The 17,866-nt window shown below is 70.7% G+C and carries 16 protein-coding genes; 14 read left to right on the top strand and 2 right to left on the bottom strand.

The window, feature by feature from the left end:
* Positions 1-105: 105 nt before the first annotated feature.
* From A176_RS18920 to A176_RS18885, 8 genes are all read left to right on the top strand, one after another.
* Positions 106-456 carry a phasin family protein gene (locus tag A176_RS18920; RefSeq protein ID WP_002640693.1) on the top strand — a complete coding sequence of 117 codons (351 nt, stop codon included), beginning with the start codon at positions 106-108 and terminating at the stop codon, positions 454-456.
* Entirely contained in the window at positions 453-1,193 is a 741-nt protein-coding gene (locus tag A176_RS18915; RefSeq protein ID WP_002640692.1) for a lytic transglycosylase domain-containing protein, read from the top strand. The genes A176_RS18920 and A176_RS18915 overlap by 4 nt, the downstream gene beginning before the upstream one ends.
* Before the next feature lie 130 nt (positions 1,194-1,323).
* Complete coding sequence (locus tag A176_RS18910; RefSeq protein ID WP_002640691.1) at positions 1,324-2,028, top strand: hypothetical protein; 705 nt, start codon at positions 1,324-1,326, stop codon at positions 2,026-2,028.
* Between the two features lie 32 nt (positions 2,029-2,060).
* Positions 2,061-2,528 carry a hypothetical protein gene (locus A176_RS18905; protein WP_002640690.1) on the top strand — a complete coding sequence of 156 codons (468 nt, stop codon included), beginning with the start codon at positions 2,061-2,063 and terminating at the stop codon, positions 2,526-2,528.
* A gap of 38 nt (positions 2,529-2,566) precedes the next feature.
* Complete coding sequence (gene tgl, locus A176_RS18900; RefSeq protein ID WP_002640880.1) at positions 2,567-3,328, top strand: social motility TPR repeat lipoprotein Tgl; 762 nt, start codon at positions 2,567-2,569, stop codon at positions 3,326-3,328.
* Between the two features lie 22 nt (positions 3,329-3,350).
* The gene (locus A176_RS18895) at positions 3,351-3,737 is read left to right on the top strand and encodes a helix-turn-helix domain-containing protein (protein WP_002640879.1); all 387 of its coding nucleotides are present in this window, start codon (positions 3,351-3,353) and stop codon (positions 3,735-3,737) included.
* 9 nt (positions 3,738-3,746) lie between these two features.
* Positions 3,747-4,481, top strand: a complete 735-nt coding sequence (gene recO / locus A176_RS18890; RefSeq protein ID WP_002640878.1) for a DNA repair protein RecO — start codon at positions 3,747-3,749, stop codon at positions 4,479-4,481.
* A 4-nt stretch (positions 4,482-4,485) separates the two neighbouring features.
* Positions 4,486-5,496 (top strand): carbohydrate kinase family protein, encoded by a 1,011-nt coding sequence (locus A176_RS18885; RefSeq protein WP_002640877.1) that lies wholly within the window; start codon positions 4,486-4,488, stop codon positions 5,494-5,496.
* A 19-nt stretch (positions 5,497-5,515) separates the two neighbouring features.
* On the opposite strand, the gene A176_RS18880 is transcribed toward A176_RS18885, so the two are convergent.
* Positions 5,516-6,004: a GyrI-like domain-containing protein gene (locus A176_RS18880; protein ID WP_044891014.1), complete on the bottom strand. Its 489-nt coding sequence runs from the start codon at positions 6,002-6,004 to the stop codon at positions 5,516-5,518.
* A 55-nt stretch (positions 6,005-6,059) separates the two neighbouring features.
* Between A176_RS18880 and A176_RS38070 the strand changes: the two genes are divergently transcribed.
* From A176_RS38070 to A176_RS18855, 5 genes are all read left to right on the top strand, one after another.
* Positions 6,060-6,866 carry a MerR family transcriptional regulator gene (locus A176_RS38070; RefSeq protein WP_002640875.1) on the top strand — a complete coding sequence of 269 codons (807 nt, stop codon included), beginning with the start codon at positions 6,060-6,062 and terminating at the stop codon, positions 6,864-6,866.
* Between the two features lie 15 nt (positions 6,867-6,881).
* A complete protein-coding gene (locus A176_RS18870; RefSeq protein ID WP_002640874.1) occupies positions 6,882-8,738 on the top strand; it encodes an OPT family oligopeptide transporter in 1,857 nt (618 codons plus the stop codon).
* A gap of 15 nt (positions 8,739-8,753) precedes the next feature.
* Positions 8,754-12,590 carry a serine/threonine-protein kinase gene (locus A176_RS18865; RefSeq protein ID WP_044891015.1) on the top strand — a complete coding sequence of 1,279 codons (3,837 nt, stop codon included), beginning with the start codon at positions 8,754-8,756 and terminating at the stop codon, positions 12,588-12,590.
* A gap of 161 nt (positions 12,591-12,751) precedes the next feature.
* Entirely contained in the window at positions 12,752-14,293 is a 1,542-nt protein-coding gene (locus tag A176_RS18860) for a hypothetical protein (protein ID WP_002640872.1), read from the top strand.
* Between the two features lie 5 nt (positions 14,294-14,298).
* A complete protein-coding gene (locus tag A176_RS18855; protein ID WP_002640871.1) occupies positions 14,299-15,678 on the top strand; it encodes a serine/threonine-protein kinase in 1,380 nt (459 codons plus the stop codon).
* A 3-nt stretch (positions 15,679-15,681) separates the two neighbouring features.
* Here the strand turns inward: A176_RS18855 and A176_RS18850 are convergent, their stop codons facing one another.
* Positions 15,682-17,100: a sigma 54-interacting transcriptional regulator gene (locus A176_RS18850; RefSeq protein ID WP_002640870.1), complete on the bottom strand. Its 1,419-nt coding sequence runs from the start codon at positions 17,098-17,100 to the stop codon at positions 15,682-15,684.
* A 367-nt stretch (positions 17,101-17,467) separates the two neighbouring features.
* Between A176_RS18850 and A176_RS18845 the strand changes: the two genes are divergently transcribed.
* A complete protein-coding gene (locus A176_RS18845) occupies positions 17,468-17,833 on the top strand; it encodes an MmcQ/YjbR family DNA-binding protein (protein ID WP_002640868.1) in 366 nt (121 codons plus the stop codon).
* The last annotated feature ends 33 nt before the right edge of the window (positions 17,834-17,866 follow it).

The following is a 17,866-nucleotide window of genomic DNA, read 5'->3' as shown; positions in this document are numbered from 1 at the left end:
ACATCACCGTCGTTTCCTTCACAGCGGGGGTGTGCTTATTTCGGCCGTTCCCCCCGACCGGTTCGGGCACCAACGTCCGGTCCGTACACCTCCCGGAGAGACCCCATGGACAACAATCCCGAGGCCCCCCGAGAGAAGCATCCCGTCGCGGAGACGTTCGAGCGTCTCTGGAGCCAGGCCCTGCTGGCGGTGAACACGGCTGAAGAAGAGGCCTCCCGCGCGGTGCAGAAGGTGGCCACCGTGGCCGGTTGGAGCCAGGACGAGGTCCGGCGCCAGGCCCGCGAGTTCACCGAACGGCTGGCCGGGCACCGCAAGGACCTGGAGCACAACGTGGAAGAGCGTGTGCGCCAGACGCTGTCTCGGATGAAGCTGCCCCGCCGCGAGGAGCTGTCGGCTTTCGACGCCCGGCTCTCCAAGCTGGCCGAGCGCATCCAGAACCTGGAGCAGCCCAAGTGAAGTCTCCCGCCCCCACGGGCGGGAGGTCCTTCGGTTCGCGGCTCTTCGAACGTCTCCACGCCTTCAGTTCGGGTTGTTCCCGGCTTCCGCTCCTCGCGGGGGCGGCGCTCGTCGTGTCCGCACGGCTGGTGCCGCTGCTGGAGGAGCGTCCGGTGCAGCCCGTCGTGCCCGGCGTGGTGGCCGCGGAAGTCATTTCGCCCGAGGCGTCCCTCATCGACGCGGTGCTGGCGCGGCGTGCCCCGGACCTGGGGCTCACGCTGCGCCGGCAGCTCATCCAGGCCATCGCGGAGGAGGCCGGGCGGCTCGCGTATGATCCGCTGCTGATCCTGGCCATCATCGACGTGGAGTCCGACTTCACGGAGGAGGCCGTGTCCGTGAAGGGCGCGCGGGGGCTGATGCAAATCAAGCCCAGCACGCTCCACTTCCTGGCGGAGAAGGAAGGCCTGCGCCTGTCCCGCGAGGAAGTGACGGCCGACCCCGCGCTCTGCGTGCGGTTGGGCATCCGGTATCTGCGCTCGCTGCAGGAGCGCTTCGGTGGGGACCTGGACCTGGCCTTGATGGCCTACAACGCCGGCCCCACCCGCATCCGCAACGCCATCAAGCAGGGCGAGCTGGACCGTTTCCGCCGCTATCCGCGCGCGGTGCGCAGGGACTTCAAGCGCTTCCGCGAGGGCCACGGCCTGGGCGGCGATTGGGCGCTGGCCCAGCGCGAAGTGCCCCCCGAACCCATGCCCTGAGCGGGCAGGTGAATCTCCAGGCGGCTGGGCCGCTCCAAGCGGGGTGCACGCGCACCTTGTTCCGTCCCGCCGGGTGCGCTAAGCGTTCCAAGTGCCCGGGACTGTTGAAGATTCCCAGGAGTGACCCGCCATGAAGAAGCCCCTGTTCACCTCCGCCCTGGCCGCGGCCGCGCTGGCGCTGGCCCCCTTCGGGGCGCACGCTGGTTCCGTCTTCCTCAACGGCGTCAAGATTGACGGCGTCACCAACCAGCGGTTCGAGAAGGCCACCGTCCGCATCGACGAGTCGGGCAACGTGCACATCGACGCCCCGGGCTACGCGGCGCGGGTGACCACGGTGACGCCCCCGTCAGCGCCGGCTCCGAGCGCGCCCACGGCCCAGACGCCGACGGCGCCCGGCACCCCTGCGCCAGGGGCGGCCCCCGCGGCGCCTGCGGCCAAGCCCCCGTCGGCGCCCCCGCAGGCCGCCGCGCCCGGGCGCCTCACCCAGCGGTACTGGCTGGTGACGGAGCAGCCGGTACCGGGGATGACGGGGTACGACATCGACGTGTTCATCAACTCCAAGTGGCTGCGGAAGCTGCGCGGCAACGAGGACCAGGTGGTGACGGAGATCACCCGGAGTCTCCAGCCCGGGGCGAACACGGTGACGTTCATCGCCCGGAAGGGCCTGGCGGCGGATGCGCGCAGCAGTTCGCCTGGACACGTGTTTCGGGTCATCATTGGCGAGGGAAATGAGGGCGGCGGCAACGTGATGATCGACAACCCCCTCATCCGCTTCCAGAAGACGGCGGCGGACACGCAGGACGCCACGCAGGAGTTCACCCTCACCACGCGCTGACGGGTGCGGGTTTTCGGGTAACGGAGACGACCGTGTTCAACCTCGACGAGCGCTACCGGGGGCTGCCCGCCACGCGGGAGCAGGTCCTGGCGCTGCACACCTCCCTCAACACGCCGCACGTGGCCATTCCGGGCAAGCAGGCCGGACCGGCGCAGGCCTTCGTCGTGGGCATCCGGGGAGGGCAGGGGGCCGCGGCCGTCTTCGTCTACCTGTACCTGGCGGAGGCCGCGGACTGCGCGGTGTACCTGTCCGGCCGGCGCAATATGTCCGGGGACGAGTACCGGGACGATGAAGGGGACGCGCTGGCCTTCGTGGAGTCGCTCGGCTTCATGATGGATGATGCCAACTGGCGCGCGCTGGACGCGGGCCAGCAGGACGAGATGCTCAAGACGCTGCCGGTGTTCTTCAAGGACCCGAAGCTCGTGCCCGCCGTGGTGGCCCGCGCCGAGGAGAAGAAGAACGTCACCACCACCCTGGGCCGCTTCCTGGCCGCCTTCTGAGTTCCGCCCCCCTCACCCCCGCCCAAGAGCCGCCCCCCATGTTCCGCCTTTCCACCGCGTCCTGTTCGCTCGCGCTGCTGCTGGTGTCCGCCGGTTGCTCCCACACCCCCACGGAGAAGGAGCGGCGGAGCGCGGAGATTCACTATGACCTGGCCCTCCAGGCGCAGCAGGCCGGGGAGCTCCAGGACGCGTTGCGCGAGCTGCAGAAGTCGCTGAAGAACGACCCGGACTACCCGGACTCGAACAACGCCATGGGCGTCCTGCTGCACCTGGCCTTCCGCCGCCCGGACGAGGCCGTGACGCACTACGAGCGGGCCCTGAAGGTGCGCCCGGACTTCTCCGAGGCGCGCACCAACCTGGCCAACGTCCACCTGGACCAGGGGCGTTACGACGAGGCCATCAAACTCTACGAAACCGTCCTCAACGACATGCTCTACCCGACGCCCTTCATCGCGCAGGGCAACCTGGGCTGGGCGCTCTACAAGAAGGGCGAGACGGACCGCGGCGTGGAGAGCATCAAGGCGGCGGTGACGACGAACCCCAATTTCTGTTTGGGTTACAAGAACCTGGGGCTCATCTACGACGAGACGGGCCGCACCGCCGACGCCTGCCGCCAGTACACGCTGTACCGGGAGAACTGCCCGGACGTGGCCGACGCGTACCTGCGTGAGGGCGTCTGCCAGGCCAAGCAGGGGCAGGTCGATGCGGCGAGGGCCGCGTTCGCCTCTTGCGAGAGCAAGGCGAAAGCTGGTGAACAGGTGTTGAAGGACGACTGCAGGAGGCTGCTGGAAAAGCTCTAGCGCGTTGGGTATCTGGGGACCCGTGGACCACGTCGACTTCGGCAAATACTTGAGCCAGCAACGCGAGCTGCGGGGACTGTCGCGTGACGACGTCGCGCGGGAGACGAAGATTCCTCCCACGCTCATCACCGCGCTCGAGGCCGGTCAGGTGGAACGACTGCCCTCGCGCATCTTCGTGGTGAACTACATCCGCGCGTACGCGCAGGTCATCGGCATGTCTCCCGAGGAGGCGGTGCTGCGCTACGAGGAGGTGGACAAGTCCGTCCCGGCGCCGTCGCCCGTGCAGCTCGAACAGGAGCGGCGCAAGCGGGCCTACGTGGGGCTGTCCGTGCTGCTGGCGGCGCTCCTCCTGGGCGTGTACCTGTTCCTCGTGCTGAGCGGAAAGCTTCCCAGTCCGCTCGCGCGTTGAAATACCTCCATGGAGCGCTACGACGACGAAGCCCTCGTGCTGTCCTCGGTGGACTACGGCGAGTCCGACCGGCTCGTCACGCTGCTGACGCGTGAGCACGGCAAGCTGACGGCCTTCGCCGCGGGGGCCCGCAAGAGCAAGCGGCGCTTCGCCGGGGCGCTGGAGCCGTTCATGCGGCTGCGCGTGCACATCGTGGAGACGCGGGGCAGCACCGTGCGGCTGGACGGCACGGACATCGTCGCGGGCTACTACGCCGCGCGCGAGGACCTGTCCCTCATCGCCCGGGCGCTGTACGCGGTGGAGCTGTGCCGCGAGCTGACGCGGGACCACGAGCCGCAGCCGGAGCTGTTCTTCCTGCTCGAGTCCTACCTGACGCGGCTGGATGCGAAGGAGGCCGGGCCCACGTCGCTGCTGGCCTTCGAGCTGTCCGCGCTGGCGCACGCGGGTTTGATGCCGCGCTTCGATTCGTGCTCGTTGTGCGGAGGCATGCCCGGAGAGCGACCGCGCTTCGACCAGGCGCACGGCGGCGCGGTGTGCGAGCCGTGTGGTGCCCGCGCGCGGGAGTCCGTGGCGGTGCCGGCGAACCTGCTCGCGGGCCTGCGCGCGTTGCAGGAGGGGGCGCGGACGCCGCTGTCCCCGGAGCTGCGGGCTCGGGCGCGAGGACTGCTCAACGTCTTCATCTCGCACCATCTGGGCCGCCGGCTCAAGAGCGTGGACTTCATGGCCCAGGTGGGCCTGGACTGACGGATTGACGCAGGTCGAGAGCGAGGGGCTCATGCCGCCGCTGGACGTCGTGTGCTTTGGCGAGACGTTGGTGGATTTCCTTCCGGCGGCCCCAGGGCAGCGGGTGCGTGACGTGTCCGCGTGGCACCCGTGCTCGGGCGGCTCTCCGGCGAATGTCGCCGTGGGCCTGGCGCGGCTGGGGCTGCGTCCCGCGATGTTGGGCGTGGTGGGCGCCGACGAGTTCGGGCACTTCCTGCGCGAGCGGCTGGCTGCCGAGGGCGTGGATGTCAGTCACCTGCGCCAGACGGCCGAGGCGCGCACGGGGCTGGTGTTCATCTCGCTCGACGCGAAGGGCGAGCGCTCCTTCACCTTCTTCCGGACGCGCTCGGCGGAGTTCCTGCTGGGGCAGGCGGACGTGGACGCGGCGTTCGTCCAGGGCGCGAAGGCGGTCCACTGTGGCTCCAACTCGCTGCAGTGGCAGGAGGCGCGCGAGGCGGCGGTGCGGATTCTGGGCCTGGCTCGCGACGCGGGCCGCATCGTGAGCTGCGACCCCAACCTGCGCCTCCACGCCTGGGAGGACACGTCCGAGCTGAAGGGGCTGCTGGCGCGGATGCTGCCGCTGTGCACGGTGGTGAAGCTCTCCGAGGAGGAGATTGGCTTCGTCACCGGCACCGAGGTTCCCGAAGAGGCGCTGGCGCGGCTGGCGGAGATGGGGGTGCTGCTGCCCGTGGTGACCCTGGGCGCGCGCGGCGCGGTGCTGCTGTGGAAGGGGGAGCGGCACCACGTTCCCGCGCCCCAGGTTCCGGTGATGGACACCACGGGCGCGGGCGACGGCTTCGTCGCCGGATTCCTGCACGGGCTGGTTCATTGGTACGGCAACACGGAGGCGCTGCGGGGCGCCTCGGCCGACGAGCTGACGGCGTTGGCGCGTTTCGCGTGCGAGGTGGGGGCGCGGGTCGTGGAGAAGCTCGGCGCGGTGGAAGGGTTGCCCCGGGTGGAGACGCTCGCCCACGTGCTGCCCGTTCGCCCGGCGTGACGCGTGCCGCCTGCCGCGCTCAGGGGCACAGGGGCGTGAGCAGGTCGTAGTCGAAGCGCTCATAGGGCGGCGTCACCCGCTGCCGGCGCTGGTCGTACCGCTCCAGGACGAACGACTCCGCATCCGAGCGGCGACCCTGGGCGTCGAGCCACTGCGCCACCTGGACATACGCGGCGTCGATGGCCTCCGCGCCGCCTTGCACGGGTGTCAGGGCATAGGTGCGCGCGGGTACCGCCAGCGCTTTCAGTCCGTCGGGAAGTGCCGCCACGGCGCGCACTGCGGTGGTGACCCAGTACTGGTAGACGGGGTCGGTGTCCTCCTGGGCGTGGTCGCTCCCGGGCACGCAGCCATGGAACACGTCGCGGTCGACGACGCCGGGGATGCTGTCCAGCCGAGAGAGCAGCTCGAGCCAGGCCAGGGGAACGCGGTGGCTCAGCTCGCTGCGCCGGCCCACCACCTTGATGCCCACCAACTGGATTGCGCCTGGGGCGACGACGGAAACGTTCATGGTCCTCGCACCCTGCACCTTGAAGCAGGTTCAACCTCAAGGCGAAAGTCTCCGCATGCTGACGATTTCGCAGTTCGCGGACCGTTGTGGTTTGCCCGCGAGCGCCCTGCGTTTCTACGAGCGACGAGGGCTCCTGCTCCCCGCTGCCCGGAGGGAGAATGGCTACCGCGCCTATGCGCCGGAACAGGTCGCGGAGGCCCGCTTCATCAGCAGCCTGCGCGCGGCGGGCATCTCCCTCTCCGCCATTCGAGAGTTCCTCCGCCGTGACGCGCGGACACGTGAGTCGATGCTCACGGCCTGGCGGCAGGACCTCTCGGCGCGTCTGCTCTCGCTCCAGCTCGCGGACCAGTACCTGCGTGGACTTGGAACGACTTCGGGACCTCGGGTCCACTTGGAGCACTGGAGTGAGCCCTCCTTGCTCGTATGGTTCCCCGCCTCGGCGCCGCCAGGGCCCCTGGCGTTTCGCGCGGCCGTTCCCGCCGGGAAGAAGGCGTTGGAGCGGCGGGGCATCCCCGTCCTCACCAGTGGGTATGTCCGCACGCTCGACATCGAGGCGGGGCGGCTTCTGGGGGAGGTCGGATTCCGCATCAAGCCTCGCCGACGTTTGCCTCCGGGGTGCCGTGGGCAGGAGGTTCCACCTTCACTCTTCGCCACACTGGAATGCGCCGTGCGTGATGAGCCCGCCGCCCACCGCGTGTTCCGCTTCCTGGCGGAGCTGGGCTTCCGTCCGGATGGGTTGCACCTGGAGCGCTACCTGCCCGGTGTCTCGGACCGGTATCTGCTCCTCCTCGGCGTTCAACGCCTGGGCAGCGACGCGACGGCGAGTGGAGGAGGGGGCTCGTCCCACGGGGCCGGGGGGTGAAAGGATGGGCGCCCCATGTCCCAGCCCGTTCCCCACACTGACTCCCAGGAAGTGGCGCCGCCGCAGGCTCCGCTGACGCTGCTGCGGATTCCGGGTGAATCTCCCGAGGCCCTGGACACCTACTGGCTGCGCGAGGTCTTCCAGGGCGATCGGATGCCCCAGCTCACGCTGCGTGCCGTGTTGCTGGGCAGTGTCATTGGCATCGTCACCTGTGCGACCAACCTCTACGCGGGCCTGAAGATGACCGTGGTGTTCCCGGTGGCCATCACCGCCGCGCTGCTCGCGCACGCCACGCATGGCGCGTTCCGGCGCATGGCGCCGGGTGTGGCGGGCACGCCGCTGTCGCCGCTGGAGACGTGCTCCGCGCAGGCCGTGGCGTCATCCGCGGGGTATGCGACGGGCGGCGCCCTGGTGTCCGTGCAAGGGGCGTGGCTGCTGACGACGGGGAGTCATCCTCCGGGGTGGGCGCTGCTGGCGTGGACCTTTCTTCTGTCCGCGTTGGGCGTGTTCTTCGCGGTGCCCCTCAAGCGCAAGTTCGTGGACCACGAGCAGCTCCCGTTCGCCACGGGCACTGCCTCCGCGGCGACCATTCGCGCCTTGCACACCGCGGGTGACGCTGCCCGTCCCCGGTTGTCGATGTTGGGCGTGGGCGGCGGTATCGCCGCGCTCCTCACGCTGGCACGGGATGGGTTGGGCCGCTTGGCCTACGTGTTTCCGTTTCCGGGGACATTGGGAGGCCTGTCGCTGGAGCGTCTGGGCTTCGGCGTCGAGACGAGCATGCTTCCCCTGGGCGCGGGCGCTCTGCTGGGGCTGCGCCTCACGGCGTCCTGCTTCCTGGGCGCGTTGCTCATTCACGGCGTCGTGGCGCCGCGCGTCTTCGGCGCTGGCCTGGTTCCGCCGGATGGGGACTTCCTCGAGTGGAGCCTCTGGCCGGGGACCGCGGCGTTGACCACCGCGTCGCTGCTGCACTTCGCCCTGGAGGGGCGCGTGTTGGGCCGGGCGCTCAAGGGCTTGTTTCAGCGCCGCGCCGCGTCCGCGCATCCGGTGGAGGCGTTGCAGGTGCCAGGGCGTTGGCTGCTCGCGGGGCTCATCGTCCTGACGCCCGCCACGCTCGCGGTGGCGAAAGTGGGCTTCGGCGTGCCCTTGCCGCACGCCGCGCTCGCCGTGGCGTTGTCGTTCGTGTTGTGCATCATCGCCTGTCGCGTCACGGGGGAGACGGACGTGACGCCGGCGGGGCCGTTGCAGCAGTTGACGCAGATGACCTACGGCGTGCTGTTGCCGCGCAACGTGGAGGCGAACCTCGCCACCGCGGGCATCACCGTCAACGCGGCGTCCTCCGCGGCGGACCTCCTCAGCGACGCGAAGACGGGCCACCTGCTGGGTGCCCATCCCCGCCGCGTCTTCCTGGCGCAGTTGCTGGGGTGTGTCGTGGGGGCCGCCGCGGTGGTGCCCTTGTTCTTCCTGCTGGTGCCGGACCGCGCCGCGCTTGGAGGGGAGCGCTTCCCCGCACCGGCGGCCACCGTCACGGCCAGCATCGCGCAGGTGCTCGCGTCGGGACTCGGGGCCTTGGCGCCTGGCACCCGCGCGGCGTTTGGTTGGGCCGCGCTCGCGGCCGCGTTACTCACACTGGCCGAGCGGCTGCTGCCCACGCGTGTACGACACTGGGTGCCGTCGCCGCTGGGAATGGGGCTGGCGTGCCTGCTGCCCGCGTCGACCGCGCTGGGGTTCTTCCTGGGGGGACTTGCGGCGGCGGCGGCGCGCAAGTGGCATTTCCGTGAGGAGGGTGGCGGCGTCCTCACGTTGGCCGCGGGCCTCATCGCGGGCGAAGGGGTGATGGGGGTTGTCATCGTCCTGGGACACGCGCTCTGGTAATCTGCGCTCCACCCCATGCGCTGTCTGGTCTGCCACCGCCGTCTCGCCACCGGCGCGGTGTGTCCCGTGCATGGCCAGCGCGCGGCGTCGCCTGGCCCTGATGCCGAGCCCCTGCCGCTACCGGATGTGCCAGGTCTGAATCCCGGAGCCCTGCTGGGCACGGGTGGCTTCTCCCACGTCTTCAGCGCGTATCGCGAGGAGGACGGCCGGGAGGTCGCGCTCAAGCTCGGGCGGCCCGTTCACCAGGACCGATTCGTGCGCGAGGCCATGGCGCTGCGCCGCATCGGTGCGCCAACGGCACCCGAGGTGTTCCACGCGGACGTCATCCGGGGGCGCCCCTACATCGTCATGGAGCGGCTGCATGGTCAGACGCTCGCTGCGTGGATGGCCGCGTTGCCGGGCTCGGGGGCCGCGTCGGTGCCGCGCGTGCGGGAGTTGCTGGGAGGCCTCTGTGCCGCCCTGGAGCGCGTCCATGCCGTGGGCGTGGCCCACCGGGACCTCAAACCGGAGAACATCTTCCTGCGCGAAGGTGGCGCGCTCAGCGTGCTGGACCTGGGGCTCGCGCGCTTCATCGAGGTCCCCGAGGAGGGCGCCGGTGACGGGGCTGGCGCCGACGCGCTGACGCTGGTGGGGCAGCGGCTGGGGACGCCTTATTACATGGCGCCCGAGCAGTGCCTGGATGCGCGCGAAGCGGGAGCGCCCGCGGACGTCTACGCGCTGGGCATCCTGCTGTTCGAACTGCTCACCGGCGCACCGCCGTTCACCGGTGGCGCCGAGGAGATTCGTCATGGCCACGTGAGCCTCCGCGCGCCGCGCGTGTCGAGTCGCGCGCCCGTGCCCGCCGCGCTCGACGACGTGTTGCGGCGGTGTCTGGCCAAGTCGCCCACCGAGCGCTTCGCACGCGCGTCCGATGTGCTGGCCGCGTTCGATGCCGCGTGCAGCCAGTCCCTGCCGGTGCCTTCCGTGCCGGTCGAAGGCGAAGCGGCCGTCGTGCCCGCGGCCTCCACGCCGGGCGCGGGAGCGCGCTGGGTGGCGCTGCTGGGTGTTCGCGCGGACCTCTCCGTGGAGGCGCTGCGCGCGGCCATCGAGCCGCAGGGCGGCACGCTCGCGCGTGTGAGGGCTCGGGGCTACGTGGTCGCGTTCTCCGAATCGCTCTCCGCCGAGGCCAACCTGCGCGCGGGCGCGGTGGTCGCGCGCAAGCTGATGGAGGAGGGGACCGCCGCCACGGTGCTGCACCTGGCGCGGTTGCACGTCCTGCCCGGCGCCACCACCACGCGGGTCGCGGGGCTCGCGTTGGAGGCGCTCGGGGACTGGTGGCCGGAGGACCTGGGCGTGGGCGAGGTCCGCGTCACGGCTGGCGCGGCGGCGCGGTTGGGCCCCGGTGCCACGGAGTCCACGACGGACGGTGCCCGCCTGCGGCTGCATGATGGCGGCGCGTCCACGTCATCCGCGGAGGCGCCGCCCCTGTCGGGACGAGAGTCGCTGTTGGCTTCGCTGGAGGCGGAGGCCTCCCGTTGCATCGCGGACGGCGTCCCGGGGCTGTGCGTCCTCACGGGGGAGGTGGGGCACGGAACGTCCCGCGTCCTGGAGGCACTCGCCACGCGTCTGGAAGCGGCGGGCCGGTGCATCGTGGTGCGGTTGCGCGCACCGTCTCCGGATACGCCGTCCGCGGTGCCGCTGGTGGAGGCGCTGCGTTCGGTGGCTGAATTGCCTCGCGTCGTGCACACCGCGACGTTGCCGCTCGCGGACGCGCGCCACGCCGGGGCGCGCTCACTCGCCGAGGGCCTCTGGCGGAGCGCTCGCGAAGCGCCCCGTGTGCTGCTGGTGGATGACGGCCATCTGGCGGACCCCACCAGCCTGGATGCGTTGGAGGTGGCCACCCTGGCGGGTGCCCTCGCCCCGCTCTGGGTCTGTGTCGCCGCGAGGCCCGCGCTCCTGGGCCTGCGTCCGCACCTGGGCGAGCGAAGCGCCCGCGTCACGAGGCTCACGTTGCCGCCGCTGTCGCCGGAGGCGAGCCGCTCGCTGCTGATGCACCTGTTGCGCCCGGCGGAACACGTGCCGGAGCCCGTGCTGGCGCGGCTGGAGCAGCTCGCGCAAGGTGTCCCGTTGTCGCTGGTGGAGCTTGCCGGAGCCCTGCGTGCCGCGGGTGCGCTGCGAGCGTCTCCAGGCGGCGGTTGGTACATCGCCCCCGACGCGCTGCTGGACGTGTCGGTGACGCCCCTCTTCGAACGTCTCGCCGCGCGGGCGCTGGCGGGGCTTCCCGCGGCGCACCGGGTGCTGGCGCGGCTGTGCGCGGTGTTGGGCACGGAGGTGGAAGTGTCCCGCGTGGACGCCGCGTTGCACCACCTGGAGCCCCGTGAGGACACGGCGCGGGTGGCGTCGCTCGACGCGGGGGCGGGGCTTCAGCGGCTGGCGCGCTCCGGTCTGTTGCGGCCCACCGCCCCCGGTCATTTCGCCTTCCGTCATCCCTTGCTGCGCGAGGCCTTGGAGGCGCTGTTGCCGCCGGCCGAGCGCCGCGCGCTTCACGCCGCCGCGCTTCGCGCCACGCCTCGGGATGGCATGGCTGACCGTCGCCGCTGGGCCCACCACGCCGCGGCCTGTGGCGCTCACGCGGAGGCCACCACGGCGTTCCTCGCGCTCGCGGAGGCGGCCCGGCGCGCGCACCTCTCCGTCGAAGCCGAGCAGCACTACACGCGGGTGCTCGCACTGTTGCCAGAAGGCGACGTGGAGCGACGTGCCCTGGCGCTGTCGGGGCGCGGGCGGGTCCGGCACCGGCTCCAGCGCTTCCGGGAAGGACTGGCGGACCTGGGTGCGGCGCGCGCCTTGGCCGAAGCACGGGGGGACGAGGCACAGCAGGTGGAGCTCCTCCTGGAGGAGGCCACCGCGCGCGATTGGATGGAGGACGTGGAGGGCTCCTCCTCGTGCGCGCGCGAGGCGCTGGAGCGCATCGAACGGCTGGACGACCCACGGTTGTCGCTGCGCTGCTCACTGGCCCGTGGCCGGCTGCACGTGCGCCTGGGCGAGTGGGGCGCCGCGGCACGCATCCTCTCCAGTGTCGTCGAGGGCGCGGAGCGGGCGCATGACCACGAGTCGCTCGTGGTGGCCCTGGCGTTGCTCGGCTCCTCGCTCACGTTCCTCGACCGGACGGAGTCGGCGGCGAGCCGGTTCGACGAAGCGTTGCTGCACTGCGAGCGGGCCGGAGATGCCCTGCATCAGGCCGCCACGCTCATCAACCGTGTGCTGCTGTGGCTGCGACTGGGGGACGTGTCGCGGATGGAAGAGGACCTGCGGCGGGCCATGTCACTGGGCCGCGAGCTGGGGCATGCCCAGGTGGAGCGGTGGTCCACGTTCAACCTCGCCGAGGTGCTCTACATGCAAGGCCGCTTGGAGGAGGCCTTGCCGCTGGCCCGCCGCGTCCACGCGCTGGGCGTGCGCTTCTTCCGTGAGCACCCCGTTCCAGTGGATGCGTTGCTGCTGGCGCGCATTGGCGCGGCCATGGGTGATCTGGGCGAGGCCACGGGGCAGCTCCGATGGATTGATGCGCACTGTCCCCCCGACTCACTCCCTCCCACGGCGGTCATGCGCCGGCTGGTGGAGCTCCAGGTCCAGGACGCGGAGGCGGGACGCTCGTCCCAGTCGGCGTGGCTCGCCCTGGCGGAGGATGCGGACGCCCTGGCCTCGGCGGACGAGAAGGCGGAGATTCTGCTCCAGGCCGCCCGGGTCGCGCTTCAAGCGGACCGTGTCGTCGAGGCCCGCGTCTGGTTGGCGCGGGCGGAGGGCGCGGTGGAGGAGGGGGCTCCGCTCTGGCGCGCCCGGCTGGAGAGCCTGCGGGCCTCGGTCCCAGGGGAGTAGCGTGAAATGTCACGCCCCCATGGAGGTGTGACGCGAATCGCTACACGAACGTCCTTGGGGGATTTGCTGTGATACTGCGGACTCCATTCTCCCAGGTTGGCTCGGCACATGCTTGCTGGGAGTACGCTCTCCTTACGTCTGGTGTCGTTGGAGGAAGACTCATGGCCCTTCGCTTGCCTTGCCTGGTGGCGGTCCCCACGCTTCTGCTGTTCGCCGTCGTGGGATGTGGAACGGCGCCGCACGACGAGGACGTTCCCGAGCTGGGGACGCAGTCGTCGGAGATCCGCATCGCCAATGCGCTCACCACGAAGGCGTTGGTGCTCAACGCCATCGCCACGAACCGGGAATCGAACGAGCTGCTGGGGACGAGCGCCCTCCTGCAACTGTTCGATCCGGTCTTCGGTGACGAACGAACGCGCATGCGCCTGCATGACGAGAACGCGCAGAAGTTCATGGAGTACCTGGTGGGCTGCGCGCTGACGCCTTCCCAGAGCGTGGAGTACTTCAATCCACGGATGCCCAACCCGGGGGTGCGGAAGTGGTGGGGACAGGCAGGACTGTGTCCCTCCTGGGCCTGGTCCATTCCGTCGGAGAGCTGCCTGGAGCGCGTGTCCGCGTGCCTCCTGGCCCGAAACAACAAAGAGGGCCGGCGCGTGGAGCTGTCCATCCGCGGCGAGCACCGCTTCACGGCGTCCGGTCCCAACATCTACACGCTGGAGGCGAAGACGCGTCCCGCCGACCATGTGCCCGTGACGGGGGTTCCGGTGGCCAGCTTCGGACCCTGTGGCATGGGCGAGTCGGGTGCGCAGCGCAACTGTGGATGGACCGCGGATGGCATCGGCACTTGCACGCCGTCGACACCGGTGTGGGTGGGCGCGGGCGGACCGATGTCTTGTGGATCGCCGTCGTCGACGCTGGGCTCCAGCGTGAATGGCCCCGCGGCCCTTCGCGTGTGTGAGGGCGTCGCGGGATGTGACCACTTCGATGCGCGCAATCTGAGCGAGGCCGCGGGCGTCTGCCTGGGCTCGTTTGGCACGCCGGTGGCGACGTTCACCTGTCCGGTGGGTGGCTACTTCAGTGTGATGACGGCGCCGGTCTCGAGCACGTCGACGGGCCTGGTCGCGACCGTGGGAACGTTCGCGGAGTATCCGACGGCCTATGGCCTGTCGGAGCAGCAGGTGTACGGCGTCCGGGAAGGCGCGTTCTACGGCAACATCTTCTTGCCGGATGAACTGGCCGCGGAAGTGGATGTCGAGGAGCGCGTCGTGAACGACCGCAAGGTGTACGAGGTGGTCGGCGCCGACGTCATCGTCGATGGCTCCATCTACAAGCAGATGTTCTCCTGCTACGACCCAGGTTGGTCGGAAGGGGCGGCCTACTCGGCGGGCCGCGTCTGCGCGCTCCCTTCGATGATCGCCAACTGCGCCTCGACGGTGACGGGGCCCTGTTTCCCGACGCCCGCGCTGGCGGGCAAGTGCGCCATCCAGGACGGGCCCCTCACGCCAGGTGACGGTGACTACGAGCTGTGCACCGACACGGCGGAGAAGCTGTGGACGCAGACGGTCACCACCTTCCTCCATACTCCGTGTGACACGGTGACCCGGGCTGAACGTTCGAAGATTTGCGGTCGGGCCGTGTCGGGCAATCCGGTGCCGACGCAGCCCCTGCCGTGGCCGCCCCGGAAGAAGGACTTGCTGCCGTAGCGCGCATGGCTCCCCGCGACGAAGAAGCCCTCTACGGCGAGGAGCTGGGCATCGGGGCCCTGGTGGCGGACTGGCTCGTGGAGCACGTCCACTACCGGGGGCCCGTCTCCACGCTCTACCGCGCCCGGCATGTGCGCACGGGGGCCGCCGCGGCGCTGAAGGTGCTGTTGCCGCAGCCGTCGGACGTGGCGCTTCGCCGTTTCCGGCGTGAGGCGGAGACGCTCCGGCGGCTGAGCCATCCGCACATCGTCGCGGTGCTCGGCTACGGCACGTTGGCGGATGGGCGGCCGTACATCGCCATGGAGTGGCTGGACGGGCGGGACCTCGCGGCGGAGTTGGAGTCGCGGGGGCCCATGTCTCCCTCTGAAGCCCTGGACGTGCTGGAGCAGGTGGGGCACGCGCTCCGGACCGCGCATCAGGCGGGCGTGGTGCACCGCGATTTGAAGGCGCAGAACGTGGTGTGCCTCTCTCGCGAGGGCGAGGCGCCGCGGGTGAAGCTGGTGGATTTCGGCGTGGCCAAGGGCCTGACGCCGGATGCGCCCGGCGCCTCCACGCTCACCCTCACGGGGGTGTCGTTGGGCACGCCGCTGTCCATGGCGCCCGAGCAGATTCGCGGTGAGCCGCCCGACGCGCGCACCGACCTGTATGCGATGGGCGTGTTGCTGTTCCAGCTCGTCACCGGGCAGCCTCCATTCCAGGGCGCCACGCGGCATGACGTGGAGGACCTGCACCTGAACGCGCCGCCGCCCCGTCCCAGTGAGCGCGCGCCCGTTCCCACGGCGTTGGACGCGGTGGTGCTGCGCAGCATGGGAAAGCGGCGAGAGGACCGCTACCCGGACGTGGACGCGTTGCTGGAGGAGCTGCGGCGCGCGGTGCGCGGCGGCGTCGCGTTGGAGGGGCCCGTGCTCGCGGTGGCGCTCTACGCCGAGGCCCGGCTCCGGGGCACGCCGGAGACGTCCTCGCTGGAGCGGCTCGACGCGCTGTTGGAGCAAGTGGGGGGCACGGCGCGTGCCGCGGGATTGGATGTGCGCGTCGAAGGCAGCGGGTGTCTGCTGGCCCTCGCGCCACTGCCCGCGGAGGCGGGCGCACGGCAAGCCGCCCGCGCTCGGGTGCTGCACGCGGCGCTCGGCCTGGTGGAGCACGTTGAGACGGGCGCCGCGCCGCGGCCCGTGGACCTGGCCATCACCGTGCACGTCGCGCCGCTTCCGAACGAAGCAGGGCGCGATGTGGACGGGCTGCTCCACCTGCCCGGATGGGTCGCGGAGCCACCGGGAACGGGGCTGGTGGCGACCGAGGCCGCGCTCGAAGGACTGGAGGCGGGCCTGGTGGCGACGCCCGTGTCCGGTGCGCGGCTGGGCTGCTGGCGGGTCAGCAGCGCGCGGTGACGCTCACGGCTTGATGCCGTGACGACGCAGCAAGCGGTACAGGTGGACGCGGTCCATGCCGGCGGTGACGGCGGCCTGGGCCACCTTGCCCTGGTGCTTCTCCAGCAGCGCGCGCAGGTAACGGCGCTCGAAGTCATCCACGACGTGCCGCCGTTGGTCCGCGTACGGCTGCGTCGGGTCCACTTCCGGCGGACCCACGCGGCGCGCCTCTTCCTCGGAGAGCTCCACCGCTTCCTCGAAGACGAGGCAGCGCTCCAGGTAGTTGCGCAGCTCGCGCACGTTGCCGGGCCACGCGGCATGGCGCAGCCGCGCGAGGAAGTCCGACGTGCGCAGCGCGCCCGTCCGCTCCGGGTCCGCGCGCAGGGATTCGAGGATGCCCTCCACCAGCATGGGCAAATCCTCCGGACGCTGGCGCAGCGGTGGCAGCAGCAGGCGCAGCACCGCGAGCCGGAAGAAGAGGTCGGAGCGGAAGCGGCCCGCGTTGACCTCCGCGCGGAGGTCGCGGTGCGTGGCCGCCATGAGGCGCACGTCCACGGGCTGGTAGTTGTTGCTGCCCACCCTGCGAATCTCGCGGTTCTCCAGCACGCGCAGCAGCTTGGGTTGGAGCTCCGCGGGCAGCTCGCCAATCTCGTCGAGGAAGACGGTGCCTCCGTCGGCCTCCTCGAAGACGCCCGCGCGCCGCTGCACCGCGCCGGTGAAGGAGCCCTTCTCGTGGCCGAACAGCTCGCTTTCCAGCAGGTGCGCGGGGATGGCGCCGCAGTCCACGATGAGGAAGGGCGCGTCACGCCGGGCGCTCGCCTGGTGGATGGCCATCGCGGCCTGACTCTTTCCCGTGCCTGTCTCGCCTTCGAGCAACACCGTCACGTCGCGTCCGGCCGCGCGCTCCATCATCGCGAAGCAGCCGCGCATGGCCACCGAAGCGCCCACCAACGTGCCGAAGCGCGTGCTCTCCGACAGCGGAAGGCGGTTGTTCTCCGCGCTGAAGTCGAAGCGCAGCACCACGCGGCCCAGCCGCAGCAGGCTGCCGCTGCGCAGCACGCCCTCCACCACCTGAACCCCGTCCAGGATGACGCCGTTGAGGCTGTCCAGGTCCTTCACCTGGGGACCTCGTGGGCCCACGCGAACCTCGCAGTGGAACCGGGACACCGTGGAGTCCTCCACGGTGAAGTCGTTCAGCGGGTGCGAGCCCACCGAGCACGTGTCTCCCGTGGACTCCCACGTCGCGCCCGTGCCGGGACCTTCCGCCACCGTGAGCCGGAACCGGCGCACCGTGGAGGCGTCATAGGCCCGACGGGCGTGCTCGTAGGGCAGCGTGACGTGCAGTGGCGCATCCCCGTCACCTGCGACATCCGTCCTCCATTGCGACTCGCCCTTCGCGTCCGGCGAGGAAGGTGCAGCCCGGCCCCGGTCCAGTGCAGACATGGAAGTCAAGATATCACGGGGCCCGACATCCCAACGCTTCTCTCCATCGACGTTGCACGAAGTCCCCGGGCGTCACGGCCGCACGCTGTGGGAGCAAGTCACCTCCGGTGTGGCGTCACAGGGACTGAGGGTTTTCCGCTAGTCGTGACAAGTCGGAATCTCCCTCGTTCCCGACGCATGGCGACGGGGTGGTGCCGTGTCGGCGGGGACTCGGAGCGCCGTGGACCCAGGGCCGGGTTGGGAGGCGCGCGGATGAAATCACAGACGTGATGCGCGCCATGCAAGGCTTTCAGGCGCGGGGCCTTGCGTTTGTTATCACGCCGCGTCCCCTGGACGTGGTTGTCTGAAGTCCGCGCGAGGGAGGCACATGGCCGCACGAGGCAAGGGACTGACATTCGACGCGGTGCGTGCGCTGGCGATGTCGCTGCCGGGGATGGAGGAGGGCACGTCCTACGGAACGCCCGCGTTCCGGGTGCGAAAGAAGCTCGTCGCGCGGTTCCATGAAGATGGCGCGTCGCTCGTCGTGAAGGTGGAGCCCGGCGTGCGAGAGGTCCTCATGCAAGCCGAGCCCGAAAGCTGTTTCATCACCGACCACTACGCGGGCTATCCGGAATACATGCTGGTGCGCGTCGCACAGGCGCGCCCGGCGCTGGTCCGGAAGCTGCTGGAGGATGCGTGGCGCCGCGGTGCGTCCCAGCGCCAACTGGCGGAGCGGGCGCGGAACGCCGAGTGACTTTCGCGGTGGCTGCCGTTGGCAGGCCACAAT

It is taken from the genome of Myxococcus hansupus, from assembly GCF_000280925.3.
Classification (GTDB): Bacteria; Myxococcota; Myxococcia; order Myxococcales; family Myxococcaceae; genus Myxococcus; species Myxococcus hansupus.
Note: the sequence above shows the minus strand (reverse complement) of the source record. Positions and strands in the feature narration are given on the sequence as shown.